Annotated in this window: 24 protein-coding genes; 17 read left to right on the plus strand and 7 right to left on the minus strand. The window is 63.1% G+C overall.

The window, feature by feature from the left end; translation table 11 throughout:
* Positions 1–214 precede the first annotated feature (214 nt).
* The 3 genes from AC1Z32_RS06475 to AC1Z32_RS06485 form a co-directional block, all read right to left on the minus strand.
* The gene (locus tag AC1Z32_RS06475; protein ID WP_483477863.1) at positions 215–1,195 is read right to left on the minus strand and encodes a hypothetical protein; all 981 of its coding nucleotides are present in this window, start codon (positions 1,193–1,195) and stop codon (positions 215–217) included.
* Positions 1,196–1,443: 248 nt separating this feature from the next.
* On the minus strand, positions 1,444–2,532 hold the full coding sequence (locus AC1Z32_RS06480; protein ID WP_483477864.1) for an alpha/beta fold hydrolase: 1,089 nt from the start codon (positions 2,530–2,532) through the stop codon (positions 1,444–1,446).
* A 121-nt stretch (positions 2,533–2,653) separates the two neighbouring features.
* Positions 2,654–4,000: a glycosyltransferase family protein gene (locus tag AC1Z32_RS06485; protein WP_483477865.1), complete on the minus strand. Its 1,347-nt coding sequence runs from the start codon at positions 3,998–4,000 to the stop codon at positions 2,654–2,656.
* Positions 4,001–4,203: 203 nt separating this feature from the next.
* Here AC1Z32_RS06485 and AC1Z32_RS06490 point away from each other — a divergent pair, with 203 nt between their 5' ends.
* On the plus strand, positions 4,204–5,265 hold the full coding sequence (locus AC1Z32_RS06490) for an IS630 family transposase (RefSeq protein ID WP_483476817.1): 1,062 nt from the start codon (positions 4,204–4,206) through the stop codon (positions 5,263–5,265).
* A 31-nt stretch (positions 5,266–5,296) separates the two neighbouring features.
* On the opposite strand, the gene AC1Z32_RS06495 is transcribed toward AC1Z32_RS06490, so the two are convergent.
* Positions 5,297–5,929, minus strand: a complete 633-nt coding sequence (locus AC1Z32_RS06495; RefSeq protein WP_483477866.1) for a TetR/AcrR family transcriptional regulator — start codon at positions 5,927–5,929, stop codon at positions 5,297–5,299.
* A 154-nt stretch (positions 5,930–6,083) separates the two neighbouring features.
* Between AC1Z32_RS06495 and AC1Z32_RS06500 the strand changes: the two genes are divergently transcribed.
* Positions 6,084–6,356, plus strand: a complete 273-nt coding sequence (locus AC1Z32_RS06500; protein WP_483477867.1) for a hypothetical protein — start codon at positions 6,084–6,086, stop codon at positions 6,354–6,356.
* A 146-nt stretch (positions 6,357–6,502) separates the two neighbouring features.
* Here AC1Z32_RS06500 and AC1Z32_RS06505 read toward each other — a convergent pair whose 3' ends face one another.
* Positions 6,503–7,723 carry a hypothetical protein gene (locus tag AC1Z32_RS06505; protein WP_483477868.1) on the minus strand — a complete coding sequence of 407 codons (1,221 nt, stop codon included), beginning with the start codon at positions 7,721–7,723 and terminating at the stop codon, positions 6,503–6,505.
* Between the two features lie 965 nt (positions 7,724–8,688).
* Positions 8,689–9,747 carry an NAD(P)-dependent alcohol dehydrogenase gene (locus AC1Z32_RS06510; protein ID WP_062608925.1) on the minus strand — a complete coding sequence of 353 codons (1,059 nt, stop codon included), beginning with the start codon at positions 9,745–9,747 and terminating at the stop codon, positions 8,689–8,691.
* A 471-nt stretch (positions 9,748–10,218) separates the two neighbouring features.
* Between AC1Z32_RS06510 and AC1Z32_RS06515 the strand changes: the two genes are divergently transcribed.
* Positions 10,219–10,497, plus strand: coding sequence for a hypothetical protein (locus tag AC1Z32_RS06515; RefSeq protein ID WP_483477869.1), 279 nt, complete (start codon positions 10,219–10,221; stop codon positions 10,495–10,497).
* 31 nt (positions 10,498–10,528) lie between these two features.
* On the opposite strand, the gene AC1Z32_RS06520 is transcribed toward AC1Z32_RS06515, so the two are convergent.
* Positions 10,529–10,963: a hypothetical protein gene (locus tag AC1Z32_RS06520; RefSeq protein ID WP_483477870.1), complete on the minus strand. Its 435-nt coding sequence runs from the start codon at positions 10,961–10,963 to the stop codon at positions 10,529–10,531.
* Positions 10,964–11,303: 340 nt separating this feature from the next.
* Between AC1Z32_RS06520 and napE the strand changes: the two genes are divergently transcribed.
* The 14 genes from napE to AC1Z32_RS06590 are packed head-to-tail and all read left to right on the plus strand — an operon-like array spanning position 11,304 to position 21,991.
* Positions 11,304–11,462, plus strand: coding sequence for a periplasmic nitrate reductase, NapE protein (napE, locus tag AC1Z32_RS06525; RefSeq protein ID WP_483478217.1), 159 nt, complete (start codon positions 11,304–11,306; stop codon positions 11,460–11,462).
* Positions 11,463–11,496: 34 nt separating this feature from the next.
* Positions 11,497–11,832, plus strand: coding sequence for a chaperone NapD (locus AC1Z32_RS06530; RefSeq protein WP_483477871.1), 336 nt, complete (start codon positions 11,497–11,499; stop codon positions 11,830–11,832).
* Entirely contained in the window at positions 11,804–14,287 is a 2,484-nt protein-coding gene (gene napA / locus AC1Z32_RS06535) for a periplasmic nitrate reductase subunit alpha (RefSeq protein ID WP_483477872.1), read from the plus strand. Before AC1Z32_RS06530 ends, napA begins: the two co-directional genes overlap by 29 nt.
* A gap of 9 nt (positions 14,288–14,296) precedes the next feature.
* Entirely contained in the window at positions 14,297–14,782 is a 486-nt protein-coding gene (locus AC1Z32_RS06540; RefSeq protein WP_483477873.1) for a nitrate reductase cytochrome c-type subunit, read from the plus strand.
* A 9-nt stretch (positions 14,783–14,791) separates the two neighbouring features.
* Positions 14,792–15,397: a NapC/NirT family cytochrome c gene (locus AC1Z32_RS06545; RefSeq protein ID WP_483477874.1), complete on the plus strand. Its 606-nt coding sequence runs from the start codon at positions 14,792–14,794 to the stop codon at positions 15,395–15,397.
* Between the two features lie 39 nt (positions 15,398–15,436).
* Positions 15,437–16,060 carry a cytochrome c biogenesis heme-transporting ATPase CcmA gene (ccmA, locus tag AC1Z32_RS06550; RefSeq protein ID WP_483477875.1) on the plus strand — a complete coding sequence of 208 codons (624 nt, stop codon included), beginning with the start codon at positions 15,437–15,439 and terminating at the stop codon, positions 16,058–16,060.
* Positions 16,057–16,725 carry a heme exporter protein CcmB gene (gene ccmB / locus AC1Z32_RS06555; protein WP_483477876.1) on the plus strand — a complete coding sequence of 223 codons (669 nt, stop codon included), beginning with the start codon at positions 16,057–16,059 and terminating at the stop codon, positions 16,723–16,725. The genes ccmA and ccmB overlap by 4 nt, the downstream gene beginning before the upstream one ends.
* A gap of 5 nt (positions 16,726–16,730) precedes the next feature.
* Positions 16,731–17,474 (plus strand): heme ABC transporter permease CcmC, encoded by a 744-nt coding sequence (gene ccmC, locus AC1Z32_RS06560; RefSeq protein ID WP_483477877.1) that lies wholly within the window; start codon positions 16,731–16,733, stop codon positions 17,472–17,474.
* Entirely contained in the window at positions 17,471–17,608 is a 138-nt protein-coding gene (locus AC1Z32_RS06565) for a hypothetical protein (RefSeq protein ID WP_483477878.1), read from the plus strand. The genes ccmC and AC1Z32_RS06565 overlap by 4 nt, the downstream gene beginning before the upstream one ends.
* Positions 17,605–18,060: a cytochrome c maturation protein CcmE gene (gene ccmE, locus AC1Z32_RS06570; protein WP_483477879.1), complete on the plus strand. Its 456-nt coding sequence runs from the start codon at positions 17,605–17,607 to the stop codon at positions 18,058–18,060. The genes AC1Z32_RS06565 and ccmE overlap by 4 nt, the downstream gene beginning before the upstream one ends.
* Entirely contained in the window at positions 18,057–20,027 is a 1,971-nt protein-coding gene (locus AC1Z32_RS06575; protein ID WP_483477880.1) for a heme lyase CcmF/NrfE family subunit, read from the plus strand. The genes ccmE and AC1Z32_RS06575 overlap by 4 nt, the downstream gene beginning before the upstream one ends.
* Positions 20,024–20,563: a DsbE family thiol:disulfide interchange protein gene (locus tag AC1Z32_RS06580; RefSeq protein WP_483477881.1), complete on the plus strand. Its 540-nt coding sequence runs from the start codon at positions 20,024–20,026 to the stop codon at positions 20,561–20,563. Before AC1Z32_RS06575 ends, AC1Z32_RS06580 begins: the two co-directional genes overlap by 4 nt.
* Positions 20,556–20,948, plus strand: a complete 393-nt coding sequence (locus tag AC1Z32_RS06585) for a cytochrome c-type biogenesis protein (RefSeq protein ID WP_483477882.1) — start codon at positions 20,556–20,558, stop codon at positions 20,946–20,948. Before AC1Z32_RS06580 ends, AC1Z32_RS06585 begins: the two co-directional genes overlap by 8 nt.
* Positions 20,945–21,991 (plus strand): tetratricopeptide repeat protein, encoded by a 1,047-nt coding sequence (locus AC1Z32_RS06590; protein WP_483477883.1) that lies wholly within the window; start codon positions 20,945–20,947, stop codon positions 21,989–21,991. Before AC1Z32_RS06585 ends, AC1Z32_RS06590 begins: the two co-directional genes overlap by 4 nt.
* Positions 21,992–21,997: the final 6 nt, after the last annotated feature.

A 21,997-nucleotide genomic window follows, 5' to 3' on the forward strand; every position in this document is an offset into this window, starting at 1 on the left:
TTTGGGACAGCGAACGGCGATTACGTATGACCCATATGTTGCACCAAAAAAATCGGGTTCAGTACGCCGGTATCGACTAGATTTTCACGGTAATTCAGCGTTTTGCAGAGCAGCAAACCGATTTTGCTTACGCGTTGCTTTCGAAAATGAAGAAGGCCGGGTGTCATGACCCGGCCTTCTTGCGCTTCACACCGGGCGCTTCACACCGGGCGCGTCACGCAAGCGCATCGGGCTCGCTTGCGAGTGTGCGGCGTCTCATCGGCGCGAGCGCGGCGCCGAGCCGCTCGCCCTGGCGCTCGTTGATCACGCTCATCAGGATTTCGCCGAAACGCGGCTCGTCGACGCCCGAGATGATGTACTGCCAGCGATACGCATCGACCAGTCCGGCATGCAAGCGCGCTTCTTCTTCGTCGGACAGCGCGCGGTCGAGCAGCGTGACGAAGTAATGCGCGTCGGCGGCGGCCTGCGCCTGCATCATTCCGTCGATGGCCGCGACGAGGTCGATCAGATCGCCGACCGCGGCATCGCGCGCGGCGTCGTCCATGCGCGCGTCCTCGCGCAGCCACTCCAGTTCGTCGATGATCGCGTGCTGCGACTCTTCCTTCCAGTGGAACAGGAAGATGTCCTTGAAGAGCGGCGACAGGCTGCTGTCGCTTTCCATGCTCTGCCGGTAATGCACCTGCGTGACGATTTCGATGCAACAGGTCAGCGCGAGAATCGACCAGGTGGCTTTGCCGAGCACGAAGGCGGCCACTTCGTCGGCTTGCGGAATGAAGCGGTAGCCCGGCGGCAGCGCTTCGGCCGCGAGCTTCTCCACGCGGCGGAACAACTCCTGATGCTTCAGTTCCTCATCGGTGAAACGGACGATCGCTTCCAGCGCGCTCTGATCGCCGAGCGCGTGACCGCGGCCCACTTCGAGCATCTTCGCGCCGATGAATCGCTCGATCATGCCGAACATGTTCGCGTAAGTGCGGCCCTGAACCTGCGACATCAGGCGGCGTTCGCGCGCGTCCAGAAACGGCAGGCGGTTCACTTCGGACAGCCCGTCGGGCATGAACTTGTGCGCGGGATCGAAGTGACGGCCGCGCAATACGTCGCGATCGATGTCCCAGCGGATGCGGCGGGACACTTCGATGCACTTCGCGTAGCGCTGTTGCTGGCTCGATTGGGTGGACTCGTGCTGAACGGCTTTCATGTGCGAACTCCGGGATGACTCTGCGTCGATGACTGCGATGAATGTGCGCCAGAGAGGCGGCGCTTCGTCGAACAGGTCGGCGTAAAAGTCAAGCATCGAGGTCATGCATCGCGTCACCGTTCTGCGATGCATTCTCGGGAGAAGCACGCGCGTTCGCATGAGGCGCATGTCCCGGTTGCGGGCCTGAAAGCTGGCTTTTGGCGGATAGAAAGGGGGACTTTTGTCCCGAAGCGCGTGAACGAAACGCTTCAGACGGCGGGCGCGTCGAAGCCCGCGCGCCGCGCGAGCACGATGGCCTGCGCGCGGTTCTCGACTTCCAGCTTCGCGAAAATGCTGGTGATGTGATTGCGCACGGTCTTCTCGCTCAACGCGAGACGCGCGGCAATTTGCGCGTTGTCGCGGCCGCCCGCGAGCAACTCGACGATATCGCGTTCGCGCGGCGTCAACGCGGAGAAGGCGCCGTCGGTCACCTGCGCCGACGACGGCACGAACGCGCGCACTTCATCGCGCCAGCGCTGCCACGCGGGCTCGGATTCGAGCACGAGGTGATTCTCGCTTTCGAGCGGCACGAAGCGCGCGCCAGGAATCTGGCCGGCGAGCAGGCGGCTTTCGTCGAACGGCACGCGCGCATCGCCGTTCGCGTGCAGCACGAGTGTCGGACATTGCACGCGCGGCAGCAGGTCCACCACGTCGATCTCGTTGAACACGCGCATGATGCGCGCGGCGTTGCGCGGCGTGGTCGTGAGGCGCTCGAGCTCGTTGAACCAGTGATGCTGCTCCGGCGTGCCGCCCGGAATGAACTGCGTCGTGAAGAACTGGCGGAACGCCGGATTCTGCTTGCCCCAGCCGAGTTCCGCGAGCTTCACGAGCATTTCGGCTTCCTCGTGCAGCGCGGGATCGCACGAGCGCTTGAGCCGGCCGCGCGCGTAGCCGCCATGCAGCACGAGATGCGTGACACGCTCCGGATGCGCGACCGCATACGCAATGGCGATCGACGCGCCCTGCGATATCCCGAGCAGCGGAAAGCGTTCGAGCCCGCTTGCATCGACGACGGCTTCCAGATCGCGCAGCCACGCGGCGAAGGAGATCTCGGCGACATCGCGGTCCGAGAGGCCGCAGCCGCGCTGATCGTAGCGAATCAGCGTGTGCTGGCTGCTCAGCTCGAGCATCAGATGGCTCCATACCGGGCTCGTGAAATCCAGATCCAGATGACTGAGCCAGTTCGCAGCCTTGATGAGCGGCGGCCCGGAGCCGCACGTCGCGAACGCGATGCGCACGCCATCGCTCCCGGTGCACAGGCGGATCTGCTGCCGTGGTGTGGGCGGACGCGTCACCATCGAAGTGATGTGTATGTAGGGACTACGTACAAAGACGATGACCGCGCAAAAGCACCGCGCGATCACTCATGCTCGCGCGCAATCGATTAGAAAGTCAAGAACGCAAGCGCGTTGCGCGTGCTCATGATCGACGCGCACAGCGGCGCTGGCTCGCGAGATCGCCACCATGCATCGCGAGCGCGCGCAGCGACGGCCACATATGCATGTAATGCACCATGAAACTATCGCGGCTCTGATGCTGATATGGCGTGTTGAGCGTCGTGCAGTCGAGCAGATCCCGATCCTCGGCCATGCCGTGCCGCTGTAGAACCCTGATGAACACGTCCTGATCGCCGCCGCTCGCATAGATCGACGATTTGTCCGCGACCGCGCCGATGCTCTGCTCGATTTCCGTCAGCACGGCGAGGTTCTGCGGCGTATTGCGAAAGCCCATGATGCCCGAGTTGAACTGCCAGCTCACATCCATGGCGATCACGCGGTCGCGGTTCTTCAGCAGCGGTTCGAGCGGCTTGTCCTGATCGATGATGAGCACGTCGGCGTCGATCCAGAAAAGCCACTCGTGATCCGCGAGATGGCGGCGCAGCACCCACGGCTTGAGCCAGTTGCCGCTCGCGCCGGGGCCCGCTTCCGCCGGCACGTCGCGATAAAGATGAAGCGCATGGCCGTGCCGCTCGCAGTAACGGCGCAGGTTGCGCTCGGCGATCGCGCCGTACTCGCGGATATTCGGCGTGTAGAGCATCGCAAGCGCGACGGGCGCATGACGATTCAGCGCCTCGTAGCTCGCGGCGGCGGCGCTGTCATCCTGCGGCGGCAGCGCGAGATACGGCACCCCTTTCGCCTGGCAATCGTTGATGTGCTCCGCGAGCAGATCGCGCAAATCCGCGAAAACCGGGTGATTCTTCGGCGCGTCGGGAATGTCCTCCAGCGCGATCGCGAACGCGGACCATTCGGTCCAAACCGGATGCACGTGCAGCGCCGCCGGAATGACCGGGACGATTCCGCCGATCGATACGTTGAACGGCAGCGGTTCGAGCGCGCGCAGCAGGTCGGACTCGCTCGCGAGCGCACCGCCAAACTTCGCGCCGTGACAGATGCGCTCCACCTGCTCGCGAGCGGCGGCCGTGTTGCGCCAGAGTTGAAACGCCGCCATCACGTAACTGGCGTCGCCATTGCCGGACGTCATGACGATCCAGTCGCGGCCCGCATTCGCGATCAATGTCTCGCATGAGACGTCGCGCAACAGCAGGCAGTCCTGCGTCAGGAGCAAGACGAGATCGCCTTCGGCGCAGGCGCGCAGCGTACGCAAGAGAATCTGATATTTGCGCTGCATGCGCAGATGCTGCCAGCCGGTGCCGCTCGTATCGACATATTCGTGCGCATAGGACCGGCGCGCACAATAGCGGCGATGATTCTCGAACGACGCACGCGCGTGGTCCTCCGCGAAAAAACTGATGACGTGGGTTGACATGTCGATGCTCCGTGATGCGCGTGTCGCGTCCTGCGAACAGGCGTTCCAGCCGGAGAATTTTGTCTCGCCGCTCGGTGTGCGGGCAAGCGCGGGGACAGTTTGTTTCATCCCCGTTCGCGTGGATGGCGATCGTTTCGCGTAACGACGCAAGCGACCGATGCTAGTGCATTGCATCATTGAATTGGCACCCCAAGTGTGTTCAGATGCGGGTCATGGGCAAAATGAATCTGACCGATACCGAACGCGAGCAACTGCTGTCGGCGGCGCGCAGCCGAACGGTGCGTGCGGCGGACGTACGACGCGCGAAGTTGATCCTGATGCTCGAGGACGGCGAATCGCGCGACAGCATCATGCGCACACTGGGTTGCGACTCGCGCTTCATCGCGCGCTGGTCGGGGCGCTTTCTTAGCGAGCGACTGTCTGGCATGTACGCCCGACATCCCGGGCGCGCTCCCAAGCAGCCGCCAGCCAGACTTGAGGCGCGTGTGCTCAACCGTACTCTCAAGCACAAACCCACCGACGGCTCGACACACTGGAGCAGCTATAAGCTTGCGGCAGAGCTCGGCGACGTGTCGGTCTCGACCGTGCAGCGCATCTGGCGCAAGCATGGGGTCAAGCCGCAGCAGTTGGAGCGGCACATGGTCTCCAACGACCCGGACTTCGAGGCCAAAGCAGCCGACGTGATCGGGCTTTACCTGAACCCGCCGGCGCACGCAGCGGTGTTCTGTGTGGACGAGAAGACCGCGATTCAGGCACTCGACCGCAAGGACCGGATGCTGCCGCTGTCGCCGGGGCGCGCCGAGAGTCACGGCTTCGAGTACAAGCGCAACGGCACGCTCAGCCTGTTCGCGGCGTTCAATACTGCGACCGGCGAGGTGCTGGGCAGAACAGCGCCGCGCCACACCAGCGAACAGTTTGTGGCCTTCCTGACCGACGTCGTGGCCAGCCAGCCCAAACGCAGAGAAATCCATGTCATCTGTGACAACGTGAGTAGCCATAAGACGGAGCGGGTGGCCACCTTCCTCAACGCGCATCGCAACGTACGTCTGCACTTCACGCCGACCTACTCGTCGTGGCTTAACCAAGTGGAAAACTGGTTCTCGCGCATCCAGCGTGATGTGATCGCCCGGGGCATCTTCACTTCAGTAAAGGATCTGAATCGCAAACTCATGCGCTACATCCGCGAGCACAACAAAAATCCGAAGCCGATCAAGTGGAAGTATGACGATCCTTCGCGTCGAATCCGCCAGGTGCCAAATCAATGACGCAGTCGACTAGCAACCGCGATGCGTGGTTTCAGCGCTTCGCGCGCAGCGGCAGTGTCCCGATGAACTGATCGATTGCCGCGAAGAGCGCTGTCTTGCGCACGCCGTCCTGCGCCTGGATCGACAGGCCCGCGAAGAGCGTCATGCACAGCGCGGCGAGCGCCTGCGTGTCGGTGCGCGCGTCGAGCTCGCCGCTTTCGACGCCTTTCGCGAGCCGCGCCGCGACGATCGACGCCGCCTTGCGCCTGAGCTTCTTCATCTCGGCGCGCAATTGCGCGTGCTCGGCGCCGACGGACATCGCGCCCAGAAAGATCATGCAGCCGCGCGGACTCGATGTGCCGGTGTACAGATCGACACTCGCGCGAAACATCGCGCGCAGGCCGTCGCGCACCGATTCGTGCGCCTGCAACTGCCTGAGCGACGCGCCGCCTTCCGCATCCGCGTAAAGGTTCACCGCCTCGCGATACAGGTCTTCCTTGCTGCCGAACGCCGCGTAGAGGCTCGGCGAATTGATGCCCATTGCATCGACGAGGTCGGACATGGAGCAGGTGTCGAAGCCCTTGGCCCAGAACACTTCCATCGCGCTTCGCAATGCGGCTTCGCGATCGAACTCGCGCGGCCGGCCGCGCGCCCTGTGCTGCGTCTCCCGCACTTCCGACGACATGTCTCGCTCCTTCGTGCACGCCGATTGATGCGCGCATTGCAATTCTGAATTATGTGTCGATCGTAACAAAATATCTGGATTTTGTCCTCCGCCGATGGTTAAATATCTGTATCGATCGTTATATAAATAACGGAACCTTCCCGGGAGTATCGTCATGAAATCGACTTTGTCCGCGCTCGCCGCCGCTTTGTTACTGGCCAGTCCGCTCGTCGCTCTCGCGCAAACCAGCGCGCAAGCGGCTTCACCCGCGCCATATTCCGTGTTCGTCGATCAGCCGACCGGCTTCACGTTCGTGAAGATGCCGTCCGGATGGAAGTTCGTCGGTGCGGTGTCAAAGGAAGAGGCGCAGCATGTGCCGGCGAATGTGCTGACGTCGGTGCTGCCCGCTGAATCCGCGCGGGCGATGAATACCGCGTCGGTAAAGTAAGCGCCGCCGCGATGCGTCGAGGTATGTGTCAACGCATCGCGGCAGCGCGCCTAAGCATCGATCCGCCTTGGCGCTCGGGCGCATCAATTTTGCGGGCGCGTCGAGCGGCAGCGAGGCTTGGTATACCTCGCAGGCATCTTTAGAAATCAATGAGCAGTTGCTACAAGCAACATGTTGCTGTCGTTCTGCGGCGGCGAAACGCATGTAGAGCCAATCGAACTGTCTACCCCAAACGACGCAAGCGCAGCAATGAGACTCTCGACCGCAGCATCGGTACTCGCCTGACTCACGCTATCCGCAGTAGTCGTCGGACTCGCATCTTGAGAACTCTCATTCGTCGGCATTGTCCTCGGCTCGATGGACGGTGAACCTTCCATGGCCTCGGAATCGCCACCACCCTGCAAGTCAACCGGTGCACGGGACAGAGCGGCCCCTAGCCCCCCGCCGGTTACGCATACGTTCAAATCTCCATTTTCGTCGATGTAAGAGGCGCAACCACTTGGGGGATTATTGAAGGAGTTTTCGGCGTACCACGGATCTATGATGGGTGGGTACGATCCTCCGGTTCCAGGATAGATGTCTGCGCCGCCTCCGCTACTGCCGCCGCCACCCGTCGCAGTCGAGCCGCCGGAAGATGGGGGCAGTATCGGGCCATAAGTCCCCGCCATGCCGGCTCCCGTTCCGCGCGTATAGCCATTGACCGTGTCGCAAAAGACTGGGACAGAGGCGCCGGCAACGAAATTTCCAGTGGTGCCGTTGAGATCGATGATCGTATTGGGATTTGCGTTAATTATATTGCCTGTGCCTCGAACATAAATCCTTGCCTGAGTAAGCGGGTCCGCTGTGCGCAAGGCTGAAGCATCGATGTAATTGTTGTCCCCATAGACGTAGATCACCTTGCCGATATTCTGGCTCCCAAGCTGTATCACGCTTTGACTTGCGATCATCTTGTTGTTGAGCCCGTTGTCGACTATGACAGAGTTGAGTCCAACACCGACCGTATTGTCGCTGCCGTTTAATGCCACGGCGCTGTGCGCGCCAAGCCCTAACGAATTGCTCGATCCGTTGACGAGGACACTAGTATTGTCCAACGCGCTAATCGTTGCTCCTTGTGCGTTATTGACGGTGTAGCCGGTTCCACCCAACAGTCCAACGTAGGAACCAGTTCCCGAAAGGTTTATCTGGTTTGAGCCGCCCGAGATATTGCCTGAAAATCCTGACGCGCAATTGATTACCGCTCCGTAACCGTTGATGTGCTGGCCTCGTCCACCGATGTTCACCGTCCCGCTCGAACCAATGTAGGCCAGGTTGTTGTCGTTGCCGCTTACCGTGGTGACACTGTTCGCGCCGTTGGTTACCAGTGCCATGAGCCCATGGTCTTGGTCTTGGTCTTGGTCTTGGTCTTGGTCTTGGTCTTGGTCTTGGTCTTGGTCTTGGTCTTGGTCTTGGTCTTGGTCTTGGTCTTGGTCTTGGTCTTGGTCTTGGTCTTGGTCTTGGTCTTGGTCTTGGTTGGCTTCCAACGCGTTATCGTTATTATGTTTCAAGCAAAACACCTTCCTTTACTTCCAGAACAGATTGATACATCAGACGCTTGGGCACACTCCGTCATCCAATAATATCGTCGATTTCTTTACACTACTGACAAGTCGCGATATTCCGTTTGAAGCGGCCGTCTGACCGGACACGGAGGATAAGGCAAGCGCCCACAAATCCACTTCAAGCATTCGTCAAATTTCGTTGATCTTTGCAACTGATTGAACATGCGCGGACCGCAGCGATACCGCTCAAGATGAGTGAGTGCATCGACCTGTCTTGCTCGCTAGCGCAATTGCGCTAGATTCAATGCTGCTAGGAAAGTGCCGGGCTACGATCTCCAGCAAGTCATGACGGCAATCCGGCATTCAGGTGCCCGGGCGAGATCGAGAAAACGCCGGCCGGATCTTTCCCGCCGTGATAGAGGCGCTTCTCGATAAACCGCGTTGGAGCTTTCCCGGCCTCAACCTAAGACTTACCTTGCATGTCCCAGAACGGCCCCAGATGGCTCCTGCTGCACCCGGCACGGTGCTCAACGAAGACAGGCGCTTCGCTCAGGCTCATATCGGCAGGATGACGAACAGCGCAGAAGCTGGCTGGGGCGGCGAGGCATATTCGGCGCGTTCACGATACTTGCCGCGTTCTGTTGTGTTCACCGCTAAGGCTCGAGTGCTCCAGTCTCTTTTCGTCATGGTGGGCAACCGCGCGGGAGACCCAACCAGGATCAAGCATCAATGCTTGATGCTCGCCCCTTCAACCGCCGCATCCGCGGCGGTTTTACTTTTGCTCGAAACTCGGATCAACGCTCCATCGTCGCCATATCGATCACGAAGCGATACTTCACATCGCTCTTCAACATACGCTCGTAGGCCTTGTTGATCTCGTCCATGCGGATCATCTCGATGTCGGACGTGATGCCATGCTTGCCGCAGAAATCGAGCATTTCCTGCGTCTCCGCGATCCCGCCGATGAGCGATCCCGCGAGCGAGCGGCGCTTGAAGATCATGTTCATCACAGAAGGCGACGGATGCGGATGCTCCGGCGCGCCGACGAGTGTCATCGTGCCGTCACGCTTGAGCAGCGCCATGAACTGATCGAGATCATGCGATGCGGCCACCGTGTTCAGAATGAAATCGAAGCTGTTCGCGTGCGCGGCCATCTGATCCGGGTCCTTCGAGATCACGACTTCGTGCGCGCCCAGACGTTTCGCGTCGTCGATCTTGCCCGGCGAAGTGGTGAAGAGCACGACATGCGCGCCCATCGCCGCGGCGAGCTTCACGCCCATGTGCCCAAGACCGCCGAGCCCCACGATGCCGACCTTGTGCCCCTTCTGCACGTTCCAGTGACGCAGCGGCGAGTAAGTCGTGATGCCCGCGCACAGCAACGGCGCGACCGCCGCGAGCTCGAGGTTCTCGGGAATGCGCAGCGTAAACGCCTCATCGACCACGATGCTCGTCGAATAGCCGCCGGCCGTGAAGCCGCCGGACTTTTTATCGGGCGAGTTGTAAGTTTGAATGAAGCTGTCGGGGCCGTCGCAGAACTGTTCGAGTCCTTCCTTGCAGGCATCGCAGACGCGGCACGAATCGACCATGCAACCGACGCCCGCGAGTTCGCCGGCCTTGAACTTCGTCACGTCGGACCCGACCTCGACGACGCGCCCGACGATCTCATGCCCCGGCACGACAGGATAGTTCGTGCCGCCCCATTCGTTTCTCGCCATGTGCAGGTCGGAATGACACACGCCGCAGAACAGAATGTCGATGCGAACATCGTTCGGACCAACATCGCGGCGCTGAATTTCCAGCGGGCCGAGCGGTTTGTCGGCTGCGGATGCGGCATAGGAATACGCTTTCAGCATGGTTTGCTTCCCTCTTGATTTCGAATCGTGTGAACAGGATCGGCACTTGCTCCCGAAGGAAAAGCGCAGCCGATGAGACATGCCTGATGGTGTTTTATGTGCGGCATCGAACGGCTGGCGTCGTGCTTCGCACAGGTTGCGGATGACTTGCCGTGGTCGCCGATGTTTCGGCGGCAACGCGCAACGCCGTTACTGTATGCCTATCAGTGAATCTCTGCCGAGATGACGGCGCGCTTCTCGCGTCGCTGGAGAATTTGACAATCCGGCACCCTTCCATCGGCTCCCTGCCTTATCGGGATTGTTCGATTGAAAGCTCGCGTCATAAGCTTGTCATGCGCGCGGAGATGACGAATCTTTTCGCGCGGCGCCGGGCGTCTCGCGTGCCCGGCGCCTTCCCGCGAATTCATTCGAGCGGCGCAATGGCGTGCGTCACGCGGCGTCCCAGCACCGGCACCTTGAGAGAGCGAGACCATGAAGGCGAAGGCAATCACGGCGAGCATCGATTTGCCGGGCGGCGCGGTCAGCGCCGAATTCCATACCGATACGGGGCGGCTCAGGATCTTCGAACGCGGCGTGTTGCGCGCTGAATCGTTTCCGCCGCACTCGTGGTTCACGGTGGCTTCGGTCGCGGGCAGTAGCCGCTGGGGAACGCGTCCGCGCGAAGCAGATCTCTATCTCGTGGTCGAGAGCTACATCCTGCAGCGCTTCGGCAAGACGGCCTATGACAACGAGGCGTCCTGCGCGCGGTAAGGCGCGCATCAGTGCGCATGCGCGCGATTGATCAGGACTTCGTATATCTGCTTGGCGGACGGTAACCCGGAATCTGACGCAACGCGCGGTCGCATGCCGCTGAAAGCCCCGACATTCGCTCCACGTTCGCGCGCATCTCGACTTGCGTCCGCGTAATGGTCTCGCGAAGCTGCTCCAGCCGAGGCATGATACGCTGCGCGAGCTCGAGGCACTGCTCCTCGTTATCCATCGATGCTTGCGCTTCCTCGCGCGCTTCACGCAACTCCATCACCGACACTTTGTTCTGCGCAAGCAGGCGCGCGTATGTCTCCGCAAGTTCGCCGAATCCTATGGACCGCATGCGCTCGACGAAATCGCGCGTCGACTGCATGGCGAGTTCGCCCGCGTCGTAGGCCATGAACTGAACGTCGTTGATGCACAGAGAGAGGCGCCCTTCCGGTGTCGCGAATTCGAGCTTGGTCGGCATGATGCGTGTCACACGTTTTTGAAGTTGCCCGGATTTTATCCATCTGAAGGAAGGGCGACTTTCAGATCACGGCTAAAGCGCGCTCCAAAGCATGAAACGCCAAGTTGCACGCCGCGCGCTCACGCGCTCATTGCATTGCAACACGTTCAATAACGCGAAACGACGCGCGCGCATTGCACCGGATTCCGTTACGTTCGTCTGACCGGATCTATTCGACTGTTCCACGAGCCGCGTGACATCGATCGTCATTTTGGACTTGAAAAGATGCATTCCTTATACCAACAATGAAGTCATCTTTCGAGCCGGCCCCACCCATGCCAACCGAGATCTGACGCGCCCCATGGATGAGAAAGAGGAAATACGGAAATCCGAAGAGTTGCGCAGCTTTTTGTTTCTGACCGTCGTCATGGTTCCCGTGCTCACGGTCATGATCATTGCCGCTTACGGATTCGCGGTCTGGTTCTACCAAATGCTGATTGGCGGCCCGCCACATCATTAACGAGCGTCGCGATTATTTAAATTAAATGGAGCACATGCCCGTCAATGCCAACGACCGTTACAACGATGAGACGGACACGTCTTGCGAGTTTCATATCGCAGGGGTCGTTGTATACGCGCGAATAGAAGCCTTGCAACGCGTCACCGACGCGCTCGCGGCCTTACCCGGCGCCCAGGTGCACGGCTCGAGCGAAGGCAAGATCGTTCTCACGCTCGAAAGCGATCGCTCCTCCTGCGTCGCCGAACAACTGCAAGCGGTGCAGTCGATACCCGATGTCGTGAGCACCGCGCTCGTCTATCAGCATCACGAACACGCCGATTCGCTCAACGAGGACATCGCCGATGAAACTGACTCGTCGCGCGTTCATTAAGCAGACGGCCGCCGCCACGGCCGCCGCGTCCGCGGGCATCACGCTGCCCGGCATGGAAGCCGTCGCGCAGAGCGACGACATCAAGTGGTCGAAGGCGCCCTGCCGCTTCTGCGGCACCGGATGCGGCGTGCTCGTCGGCGTGAAGGGCAATCAGGTCGTCGCGACGCAGGCGGACCCGCAGGCCGAGGTCAATCGCGGGCTCAACTGCGTGAAAGGCTACTTCCTGTCGAAGATCATGTACGGACAGGACCGTCTGACCACGCCGCTCATGCGCATGAAAGACGGCAAGTTCGACAAGAACGGCGAGTTCCTGCCCGTTTCGTGGGACGTCGCGTTCAACGTGATGGCCGATCAGTTCAAGCGCGTGCTGAAAGAAAAAGGGCCGACGGCCATCGGCATGTTCGGCTCGGGGCAATGGACCGTGTGGGAAGGCTACGCGGGCGTCAAGCTGATGAAAGCGGGCTTTCGCAGCAACAACATCGATCCGAACGCGCGGCACTGCATGGCCTCGGCCGTGACGGGCTTCATGCGGACCTTCGGCATGGACGAGCCGATGGGCTGCTACGACGACATCGAGGCAACCGATGCCTTCGTGCTGTGGGGCTCCAACATGGCCGAGATGCATCCGGTGCTGTGGACGCGCGTCACGGCGCGGCGGCTTTCGAGCCCGGACGTGCGCGTCGTCACGCTGTCGACGTTCGAGCACCGCTCGTTCGATCTCGCCGACGAGACGATCGTCTTCACGCCGCAGTCCGATCTCGCGATCATGAACTACATCGCGAATTACATCATCAAGAACGGCAAGGTGAATCGCGAGTTCGTCGACAAGCACACGGTCTTCAAGAAGGGCAACACGGATATCGGCTACGGCTTGCGGCCCGATCATCCGCTGCAGAAGGCGGCGAAGAACGCGGGCGATCCGAACGGCTCGCAGCCGATCACGTTCGACGAATTCGCGCAGTTCGTCTCGCGCTACGACGCGGCCTACGTGACGAAGCTCTCGGGCGTGCCGAAGAACAAGCTCGACCAGCTCGCGCAGTTGTACGCGGACCCGAAGACGAAAGTCGTGTCCTTCTGGACAATGGGTTTCAATCAGCACACGCGCGGCACGTGGGCCAATAACATGGTCTACAACCTGCACTTGCTGACGGGCAAGATCTCCACGCCGGGCAACAGTCCGTTCTCGCTGACCGGACAGCCGTCCGCATGCGGCACGGCGCGCGAAGTCGGCACGTTCTCGCACCGTCTGCCCGCCGACATGGTCGTGACCAACCCGAAGCATCGCGAGGAAGCGGAGCATATCTGGAAGCTGCCGGAGGGAACCATTCCCGACAAGCCGGGCTTTCATGCGGTGCTGCAAAACCGCATGCTGCGCGACGGCAAGATCAACGCCTACTGGGTGATGGTCAACAACAACATGCAGGCCGCCGCGAACATGAACAACGAGGGGCTGCCGGGGTATCGCAAGGACTCGAATTTCGTCGTCGTGTCGGATGTTTATCCGACGGTCACGGCGGTCGCCGCCGACCTGATTCTGCCGTCCGCGATGTGGGTCGAGAAAGAAGGCGCGTATGGCAACGCGGAGCGGCGCACGCAGTTCTGGCATCAGATGGTGCAGGCGCCCGGCGGAGCGCATTCGGATCTCTGGCAGATCGTCGAATTCTCCAAGCGCTTCAAGGTGGAGGAAGTCTGGCCCGCCGAGCTGATCGCGAAGATGCCGGAATACAAGGGCAAGACGCTCTACGACATTCTTTATCGCAACGGCCAGGTCGACAAGTTTCCCGCGTCGCAAGTGGACCCGAAGTACCGCAACAACGAAGCCGCGGCGTTCGGCTTCTATATCCAGAAGGGATTGTTCGAGGAATACGCGAGCTTCGGCCGCGGGCACGGCCACGATCTCGCGCCGTTCGACGACTATCACCAGGCGCGCGGCATCCGCTGGCCGGTCGTCAACGGCAAGGAGACGCGCTGGCGCTACAAGGAAGGCACCGATCCCTACGTGAAGGCCGGCACCGGGTGGCAGTTCTACGGCAATCCGGATGGCCGCGCGGTCATCTACGCGCTGCCCTACGAGCCGCCCGCCGAATCGCCGGACAAGGAATATCCGTTCTGGCTCGCGACCGGGCGCGTGCTCGAGCACTGGCATTCCGGCTCGATGACACGCCGCGTGCCCGAGCTCTATCGCGCGTTCCCGAATGCGGTGTGCTTCATGCATCCCGATGACGCGAAGGCGCTCGGCATCCGGCGCGGCGTGGAAGTGCGCGTGATCTCGCGGCGCGGCGAAATGCTCACGCGCGTCGAAACACGCGGCCGCGACAAGCCTCCGCGCGGGCTCGTGTTCGTCCCGTGGTTCGATGCGAGTCAGCTCATCAACAAAGTGACGCTCGACGCCACCGATCCGATCTCGTTCCAGACCGACTTCAAGAAGTGCGCGGTCAAGATCGTCAGGGCCTAGGAGCACGCCATGCGCACGTTCATCGCCGTCGTCATCGCATCGCTCACCGCGCTGGCCGCGCTCGCGATCGCGCAGCCCACGGTCCCCGATGTGCCGTTCCACGACGCGCTGCGCGGCACGGCGCCGCTCGACACGGAGCCGAAGCCGCCGCTCATCGCGCCGACCGAAAACAAGGACGTGATACGCGGCCTCAACTACGCACAGCAACCGCCGACGATCCCGCACAAGATCGACAACTACCAGGTCGACAAGAATGCGAACCGCTGTCTCGCGTGTCATGCGCGCAGCCGCGTCGAAGAGAGCGGCGCCGTGCCCGTCGCGATTTCGCATTACATGGACCGCGACGGCGCCGTGTCCGGGCATCTGTCGCCACGCCGCTATTTCTGCACGCAATGCCACGTTCCGCAGGCCGACACCAAGCTGCTGATCGGTAATACGTTCGTCGCCGTCGAAGACATCAAGCAGCAGCCGGCATCCAAGAAACAGAAACGATGAGCGACCATCATGTGGGCACTGATCAAGCGCTACTGGATCACCATCCGAAGGCCGAGCCTGTACTACAGCCTCGGCTTTCTGACGTTGGGCGGATTCGTCGCGGGCGTGATCTTCTGGGGCGCCTTCAACACGGCGATGGAGCTCACCAACACCGAAGTCTTCTGCACCGGCTGTCACGAGATGCGTGACAACACCTATGCCGAGCTGAAGAACACGATCCACTTCAGCAACCGCACGGGCGTTCACGCGAAGTGCTCGGACTGCCACGTGCCGCATAACTGGACGGACAAGATCGCGCGCAAGATGCAGGCGTCGAAGGAAGTGTGGGCGAAGATCTTCGGCACCGTGAACACGCGCGAGAAGTTCCTCGACAAGCGGCTCGAACTGGCCGAGCACGAATGGTCGCGCTTCAAGGCCAACGATTCGCTCGAATGCCGCAACTGCCATTCGTTCCAGTACATGGACTTCACGCGGCAGAGCCCACGCGCGCAGGAGGCGCATCAACGTTTCCTGGAGACGGGGGAGAAGACGTGCATCGATTGTCATAAAGGTATCGCGCATGAACTGCCGGACATGGCGAAGGCTCAGGATATCGAGAACCGCAAGAAGCAGTGAGCGCGGCGGCCAGCGCTATCGACGAGAGAGGAGGCATCGATGCTCAGCGCCCGGCAACTCGACGTGATGCGCGGCAGCCGCACCATCGTGGCGGGCGTGGATCTATGCGTCGATGGCGGCGCGGCCCTGCTTATCCACGGCGCGAACGGCAGCGGCAAGAGCTCGCTTATCGCCGCACTCGCGGGACTGCTGCCGCCCGCGGCGGGCAACGTGTCGTGGCGCGGCGTGAACGTGCGCGACGATCCCGCGCGCTTTCGGCGCGACCTCGCGTATCTCGGCCACGCCGACGGCTTCAATGGCGAGCTGACCGTCGCGGAGAATCTTCGCTTTGCCGCCTTGCTCGGCGCGCACGCGGCGCCTATCGACGAGTGCGACGTGCTCGGCCGCGCCGGCGTGCTGCCGCTCATGCACACGCGCCTGAACCGTCTGTCGCAAGGCCAGAGAAGGCGCGTCGCGCTCGCGCGGCTCGTGCTCGCGGGCAAGCCGCTCTGGCTTCTCGACGAACCCACCGACGCCATCGACGACACCGGGGCGCTCTGGTTCGCCGCGTGCATCGACGATCATCTGCGCGAGGGCGGCACGCTCGTCGCGACGACGCATCGCCCGCTTGCCGTCGATGCCGCGCGCACGCGGCATCTGCATCTCGAGCGGAGCGCCGCATGATCGCACTGGCGCTGCAGGTGATCCGCCGCGAGCTGATCCTCAACTGGCGCTCGCGCACGGTGACGCTTTCCGTGCTGCTCTTTTTCGTGTTGGCATCGAGCCTGTTTCCGCTCGGCATCGGTCCCGATCCGAAGCTCCTGCATGCGATCGCGCCGGGCGTGCTGTGGGTCACCGCGCTGTTCGCGGCGCTGCTATCCGCCGGCCAGCTCTTCAGCAACGACTTCGCGAGCGGCGCGCTCGAACAGATGCTGCTTTCGCCGCAGCCGCTCGCGGGCATCGTGCTCGGCAAGATCGCCGCGCACTGGCTCACGACGGGCCTCGCGCTCGTCGTGCTCGCGCCGGTTGTCGCGCTCGAATACGGGCTCGATGCGCGCACGATCGTCATGCTGATGGCGTCGCTGCTGATCGGCACGCCCCTGCTCTCGCTCATCGGCTCGATGGGCGCGGCGCTCACGCTCGGCGTGCGCGGCGGCAGCGTCGTGCTCGCATTGCTGATTCTGCCGCTCTATGTGCCCGTGCTCGTGTTCGGCGTCGGCGCGGCCGATCCGGCCGCAAGCGCCGCGTGGTCGAACGCGAACTTCTCGCTGCTCGCGGCGGCGCTGTGCGTCGCGCTCTGGCTGTGTCCGTGGGCGAGCGCGGCGGCCCTGCGTCTGTCGATGGAATAGCGCCTATGAACTGGTTCCGCTACGCGTCTCCACGCAACTTCGAACGCTTCGCCGCGCGCGCGACGCCGTGGTTCGGCGTCGCGTCGGTGGTGTTCATCGTGGCGGGGCTCGTGATAGGCCTCGCCATCGCGCCTGCCGATGCGCTGCAGCGCGACATCTACCGCATCATGTTCGTGCACGTGCCCGCCGCGTGGATGTCGATGTTCATCTACCTCGTGATGGCCGTCTACAGCGCGCTGCATCTCGCGATGAACGCGCGCCTTTCCGCGATGATGGCGCGTGCCCTCGCGCCGACGGGCGCGCTCTTCACCGTGATCGCGCTGATCTCCGGCGCGCTGTGGGGCAAGCCGACATGGGGCACTTGGTGGGTCTGGGACGCGCGCCTCACGTCCGAGCTGATCCTGTTCTTTCTCTACGTGGGTTTTCTCGCGCTGCACGCCGCGATCGACGGCACGCGCCGCGCCGACCGCGCGTGTTCGGTGCTCGCGCTGATCGGCGTGGTGAACATCCCGATCATCTATTTCTCGGTGCAATGGTGGTACACGCTGCATCAGGGGCCATCGCTCGGCTTCGGCAGCGGCGTGGCGATGGAGAAGTCGATGGCATGGGGCATCGTCGTGATGACGGCGGGATTCTGGTCGTATGCGATCGCCGTGTCGCTTGCGCGCGTGCGCGTCATCATGCGCGCCGCCGAACGCGTGCGCGCGAGCGATGAACGTCCGTCGCGAATCGAGGAGCACATCGCATGACCAGCATGAACATCCTGACGATGCTCATCGCCAACCCGATCCTGTCCACCGCGCTGGCGATCACGTTCCTGCTGATGGGCGCGGAAGCCTGGCTCGTGCATCGCGCGCTGCGCGAGCCGGAGGTACGCCGATGAAGACGCGGCATCGGCGCTTCGCGTTCATCGCGCTCGGCATCGCGAGCGCGGGGCTTGCGTGCGCGTTCGTGCTCAATGCGTTTCGCGCCAATGTGATGTTCTTCGTGAGCCCGAGCCAGATCGCCGCGCACGAAGAGACGCGCACGCAGCGTTTCCGGCTGGGCGGGCTCGTCGAACGCGGCTCGATCGCGCGCGATGCCGATGGCCGCACCGTGCGCTTCATCGTCACGGACGAGCGCGCGTCGATTCCGGTCACCTACACGGGCGCGCTGCCCGATCTCTTCCGCGAAGGCAGCGGCGTGGTTGCGCAAGGCAAGCTCGGCGCCGATGGCCGCTTTCTCGCCGACGAAGTCCTCGCGAAGCACGACGAAAAGTACTCGCCGCCGCAGCTCGAACGCGCATTGCGCGAAGTGCGCGCCTCGGCGGACACGAACGCGGGAACGCGCCGATGATTCCCGAGCTCGGCCACTTCGCGCTGATTCTCGCGATGCTGCTCGCGCTCGTCGCGGGCATCGTGCCGATGCTCGGCGCGCGTCTTCGCATCGAGCGATGGATGCGCGTCGCCGCGCCCGCCGTGTGCGGGCAATTCGGCTTCGTCGCGATCGCGTTCGGCTGTCTCGCGGCGTCGTTTCTTCGTGACGATTTCTCCGTCATCTATGTCATTGGCAATTCGAATTCGGCATTGCCGGCGATCTATCGCTTCACGGCGGTCTGGGGCGGCCACGAAGGTTCGCTGCTGCTCTGGGCGCTGTTGCTGACGCTCTGGATGATCGCGGTCGCGGCGTTCGGCCGCCGCCTGCCTCTTCCGTTCGCCGCGCGCGTGCTCGGCGTGATGAGCTGGATCAACGCGGGCTTTCTGCTCTTCATGCTGCTGACGTCGAATCCGTTCACGCGCATCATGCCGCCCGCGATGAACGGCCGCGACCTCAATCCGCTCTTGCAAGACCCCGGCATGGTGATTCATCCGCCGCTCCTGTACATGGGCTATGTCGGCTTCTCGGTCGCGTTCGCGTTCGCGATCGCCGCGCTCTTCGAAGGCAAGCTCGATGCCTCGTGGGCGCGCACATCGCGTGCATGGACGCTGGCCGCGTGGATGTTCCTCACGCTCGGCATCATGCTCGGCAGCGCGTGGGCGTACTACGAACTCGGCTGGGGCGGATGGTGGTTCTGGGACCCGGTCGAGAACGCGTCGTTCATGCCGTGGCTCGTCGGCACCGCGCTGATTCATTCGCTCGCCGCCACCGCGAAGCGCGGCGCGTTCCGCGCGTGGAGCGCGCTGCTCGCCATCTGCGCGTTCTCGCTTTCGCTGCTCGGCACCTTCCTCGTGCGCTCGGGCGTCGTGACGTCGGTGCATGGATTCGCGTCCGATCCCGCGCGCGGCGTGTTCATCCTCGCGCTGCTCGCGCTGTTCTGCGGCGGCGGCCTCGCGCTCTTCGCGTGGCGCGCGCCGCGTGCGGCATCGAGGGCGGTGGGCTTCGAAGCGGTGTCGCGCGAGGCGCTGCTGCTGTCGAACAATCTGCTGATGCTCGTCGCCGCCGCGTCGGTGATGCTCGGCACACTCTATCCGATGGTCCTCGACGCGCTCGGCCTCGACAAGATCTCCGTCGGCGCGCCGTACTTCGACAGCGTATTCGTTCCGCTGATGACGCCCGCCGTCTTCCTGATGGGCGTCGGGCCGCTCGCGCGCTGGAAAGTCGCGCGTCTGCCCGAGATCGCGGTGCGCCTGCGCTGGGCCGCGCTCGTGAGCGTGGCGACGGCGTTCCTGCCCGGCGTGTCGCGTCCTTTCGTGAGCCTCGGCTTCCTGCTCGCCGCATGGACCTTCACGACGATCGCGACGAGCGCGTATGAGCGCATCGCGAAGGGAAGACAGCGCGTGCGGCTCGCGACCGTCGGCATGTGGCTCGCGCATGCGGGCGTCGGCGTGTTCATCATCGGCGTGACGATGGTGAAGGGCTTTCCGGTCGAACACGATGCCCGTCTGGATAAAGGCCAAAGCGTCGATGTGGGCGGCTATCGCTTCCGTCTCGACGACGTGCGCACGCTCGACGGCCCGAACTATCGCGCGACGCGCGCGACGATCAGCGTGACCCGCGACGGCCGCGCCATCGCGACGCTGAATCCCGAAAAGCGCGAGTTCGTCGTATCGAACACGCCGACGACGGAAGCCGCCATCGATCAGGGCGTGCTGCGCGATCTCTACGTCGCGCTGGATCAGCCGGCCGGCGCCGACGCGTGGACCGTGCGAATCCAGATCAAGCCGTTCGTGCGCTGGATCTGGGGCGGCTGCATTCTGATGGCGCTCGGCGGACTGCTCGCGGCGGCGGACCAGCGTTTCGTGCGGCAACGCGCGCCGCAACCGCAACGCGCCGCGACGATGGCCGATGAAGCGCCACGCGCAATCGGCGAGACCGGACGATGAAGCGCTTCCTGATTCCGTTCGTCGTCTTCGGCCTTCTCGTCGCGGTATTGGCGGCGGGATTGCGGCACGATCCGCGCCATCTGCCATCCGCGCTCATCGGCAAGCCCGCGCCCGCGTTCGATTTGCCGAAGCTCGATGCGTCGAGCCAGACGATGTCATCCGAAGCGCTGCGCGGTCAGGTGTGGATTCTGAACGTGTGGGCGTCGTGGTGCGAAGCGTGCCGCGACGAGCATCCCGTGCTCATGGACTTCGCGGCGAGCGGCGCGGCGCCGGTCTATGGGCTGAACTTCCAGGACGAACGCGGGCCCGCGCTGCAATGGCTGGAGACGGCGGGCAATCCGTACGTCACTTCGTTCGTGGATCGCGACGGTCGCACGGGCATCGACTATGGCGTGTATGGCGTGCCGGAGACCTTCGTCATCGATCGCGCGGGTGTCGTGCGATATCGGCAGGCCGGGCCGCTCACGCGCGCATCGCTCGATCGCGTGATTCTGCCGCTCGTCGGCAAGCTGCAAAAGGAGAAGATGCGTGATTAGCCGCTTCGCGCTGCTTCTCCTCGCGTGCATGTGCTGCGCCCACGCGCAGGAATCGCCCGACGACGAACGCGCGCGCCATCTCGCGGAACGCTTTCGCTGCGTCGTGTGCCAGAACCAGAGCCTCGCCGATTCCAACGCGAACCTCGCCGCCGATCTGCGCGCGCGCATTCGCGAGCAGGTCGAGCAAGGCGCGAGCGACGAGCAGATTCAGGCCTACATGGTGCGCCGATACGGCGACTTCGTGCTGTATCGCCCGCCGGTGAAGCCGGTGACGTGGGCGTTGTGGTTCGGTCCGTTCGCTGTGCTGCTGGCGGGCGCGCTCGCGATGGCAATGCATATCCGCCGCGCCCGAAACGCGCGGCGCCAAAGGAGTTCGAACCGATGATCGCATTCTGGATGATCGTTGCGGCGATGCTGCTCGGCGCGCTCGCCTGCGTCGTGCCGCCGCTGTTGCGCGCGCCCGCCGCCTCGCAGGGCGCGACGCACGCGGCGCACGCGGCGCTTGCCGGCTTGCTGATCGCGCTGGTGCCGGCATCGGCGCTGACGCTTTACATGCGCGTGGGCGATCCCGCCGCGCTCGCGATCCAGACGGCGCCGGCCGCATCGAAGGGCGATCACGCGGACGCGCCCGTTTCGATGCAAGCCGCCGTCAGCCGCCTCGCCGCGCGCCTGCGCGACGATCCGAACGACGCGCAAGGCTGGGCGATGCTCGCGCGCTCGTACATGGCGCTCGATCGTCCCGGCGACGCGACCGAGGCATACCGCCGCGCCGTCGCGCTGCGCCCGCGCGATGCGGAGCTGCTCGCCGATTACGCCGATGCGATGGCGAGCGCGAACGGCGGCGATCTCAACGACGCGACACTGAAGGTCATCGACGCGGCGCTCGCGCTCGATGCCGACGAACCCAAAGCGCTCGCGCTGGCCGCATCGGCGGCGTTCGATCGGCGCGACTACGCGAGCGCCATGCAGTTCTGGGAACGTTTGAGCAAGGTGCCGGATCTCGCGCCGGAGATCGCGCAGCAGGCGCGGAAGAATATTGACGAGACCCGCGTGCTCGCCGCGAAGGGAAGTGTTGCGAAAGCGGCTTCGGTGGAAATCCGCGTGCGGCTGAGCGCGGAGTTGGAAAAGCGCGTTCGTCCGACCGATACGGTCTTCGTCTACGCGCTTGCCGACGATGGATCGCGCATGCCGCTCGCCGTGCGGCGTCTGAGCGCGAATCAGTTGCCCGCGACCGTGCGTCTCGACGATTCCATGTCGATGACGCCGAGCCGCCGTCTCTCCGATTTCTCGCGCATCAGCATCGATGCGCGGGTGTCGGCGTCGGGGCAGGCGCGGCCCGCATCCGGCGATATGACGGGGACGAGCGGGCCGGTGTTATCGAAGGATGCGGGCGTCATCGACGTGACGATCGCCGATATCGTGCGCTAATGAGCT

This window comes from Caballeronia sp. 11_S32, assembly GCF_056930355.1.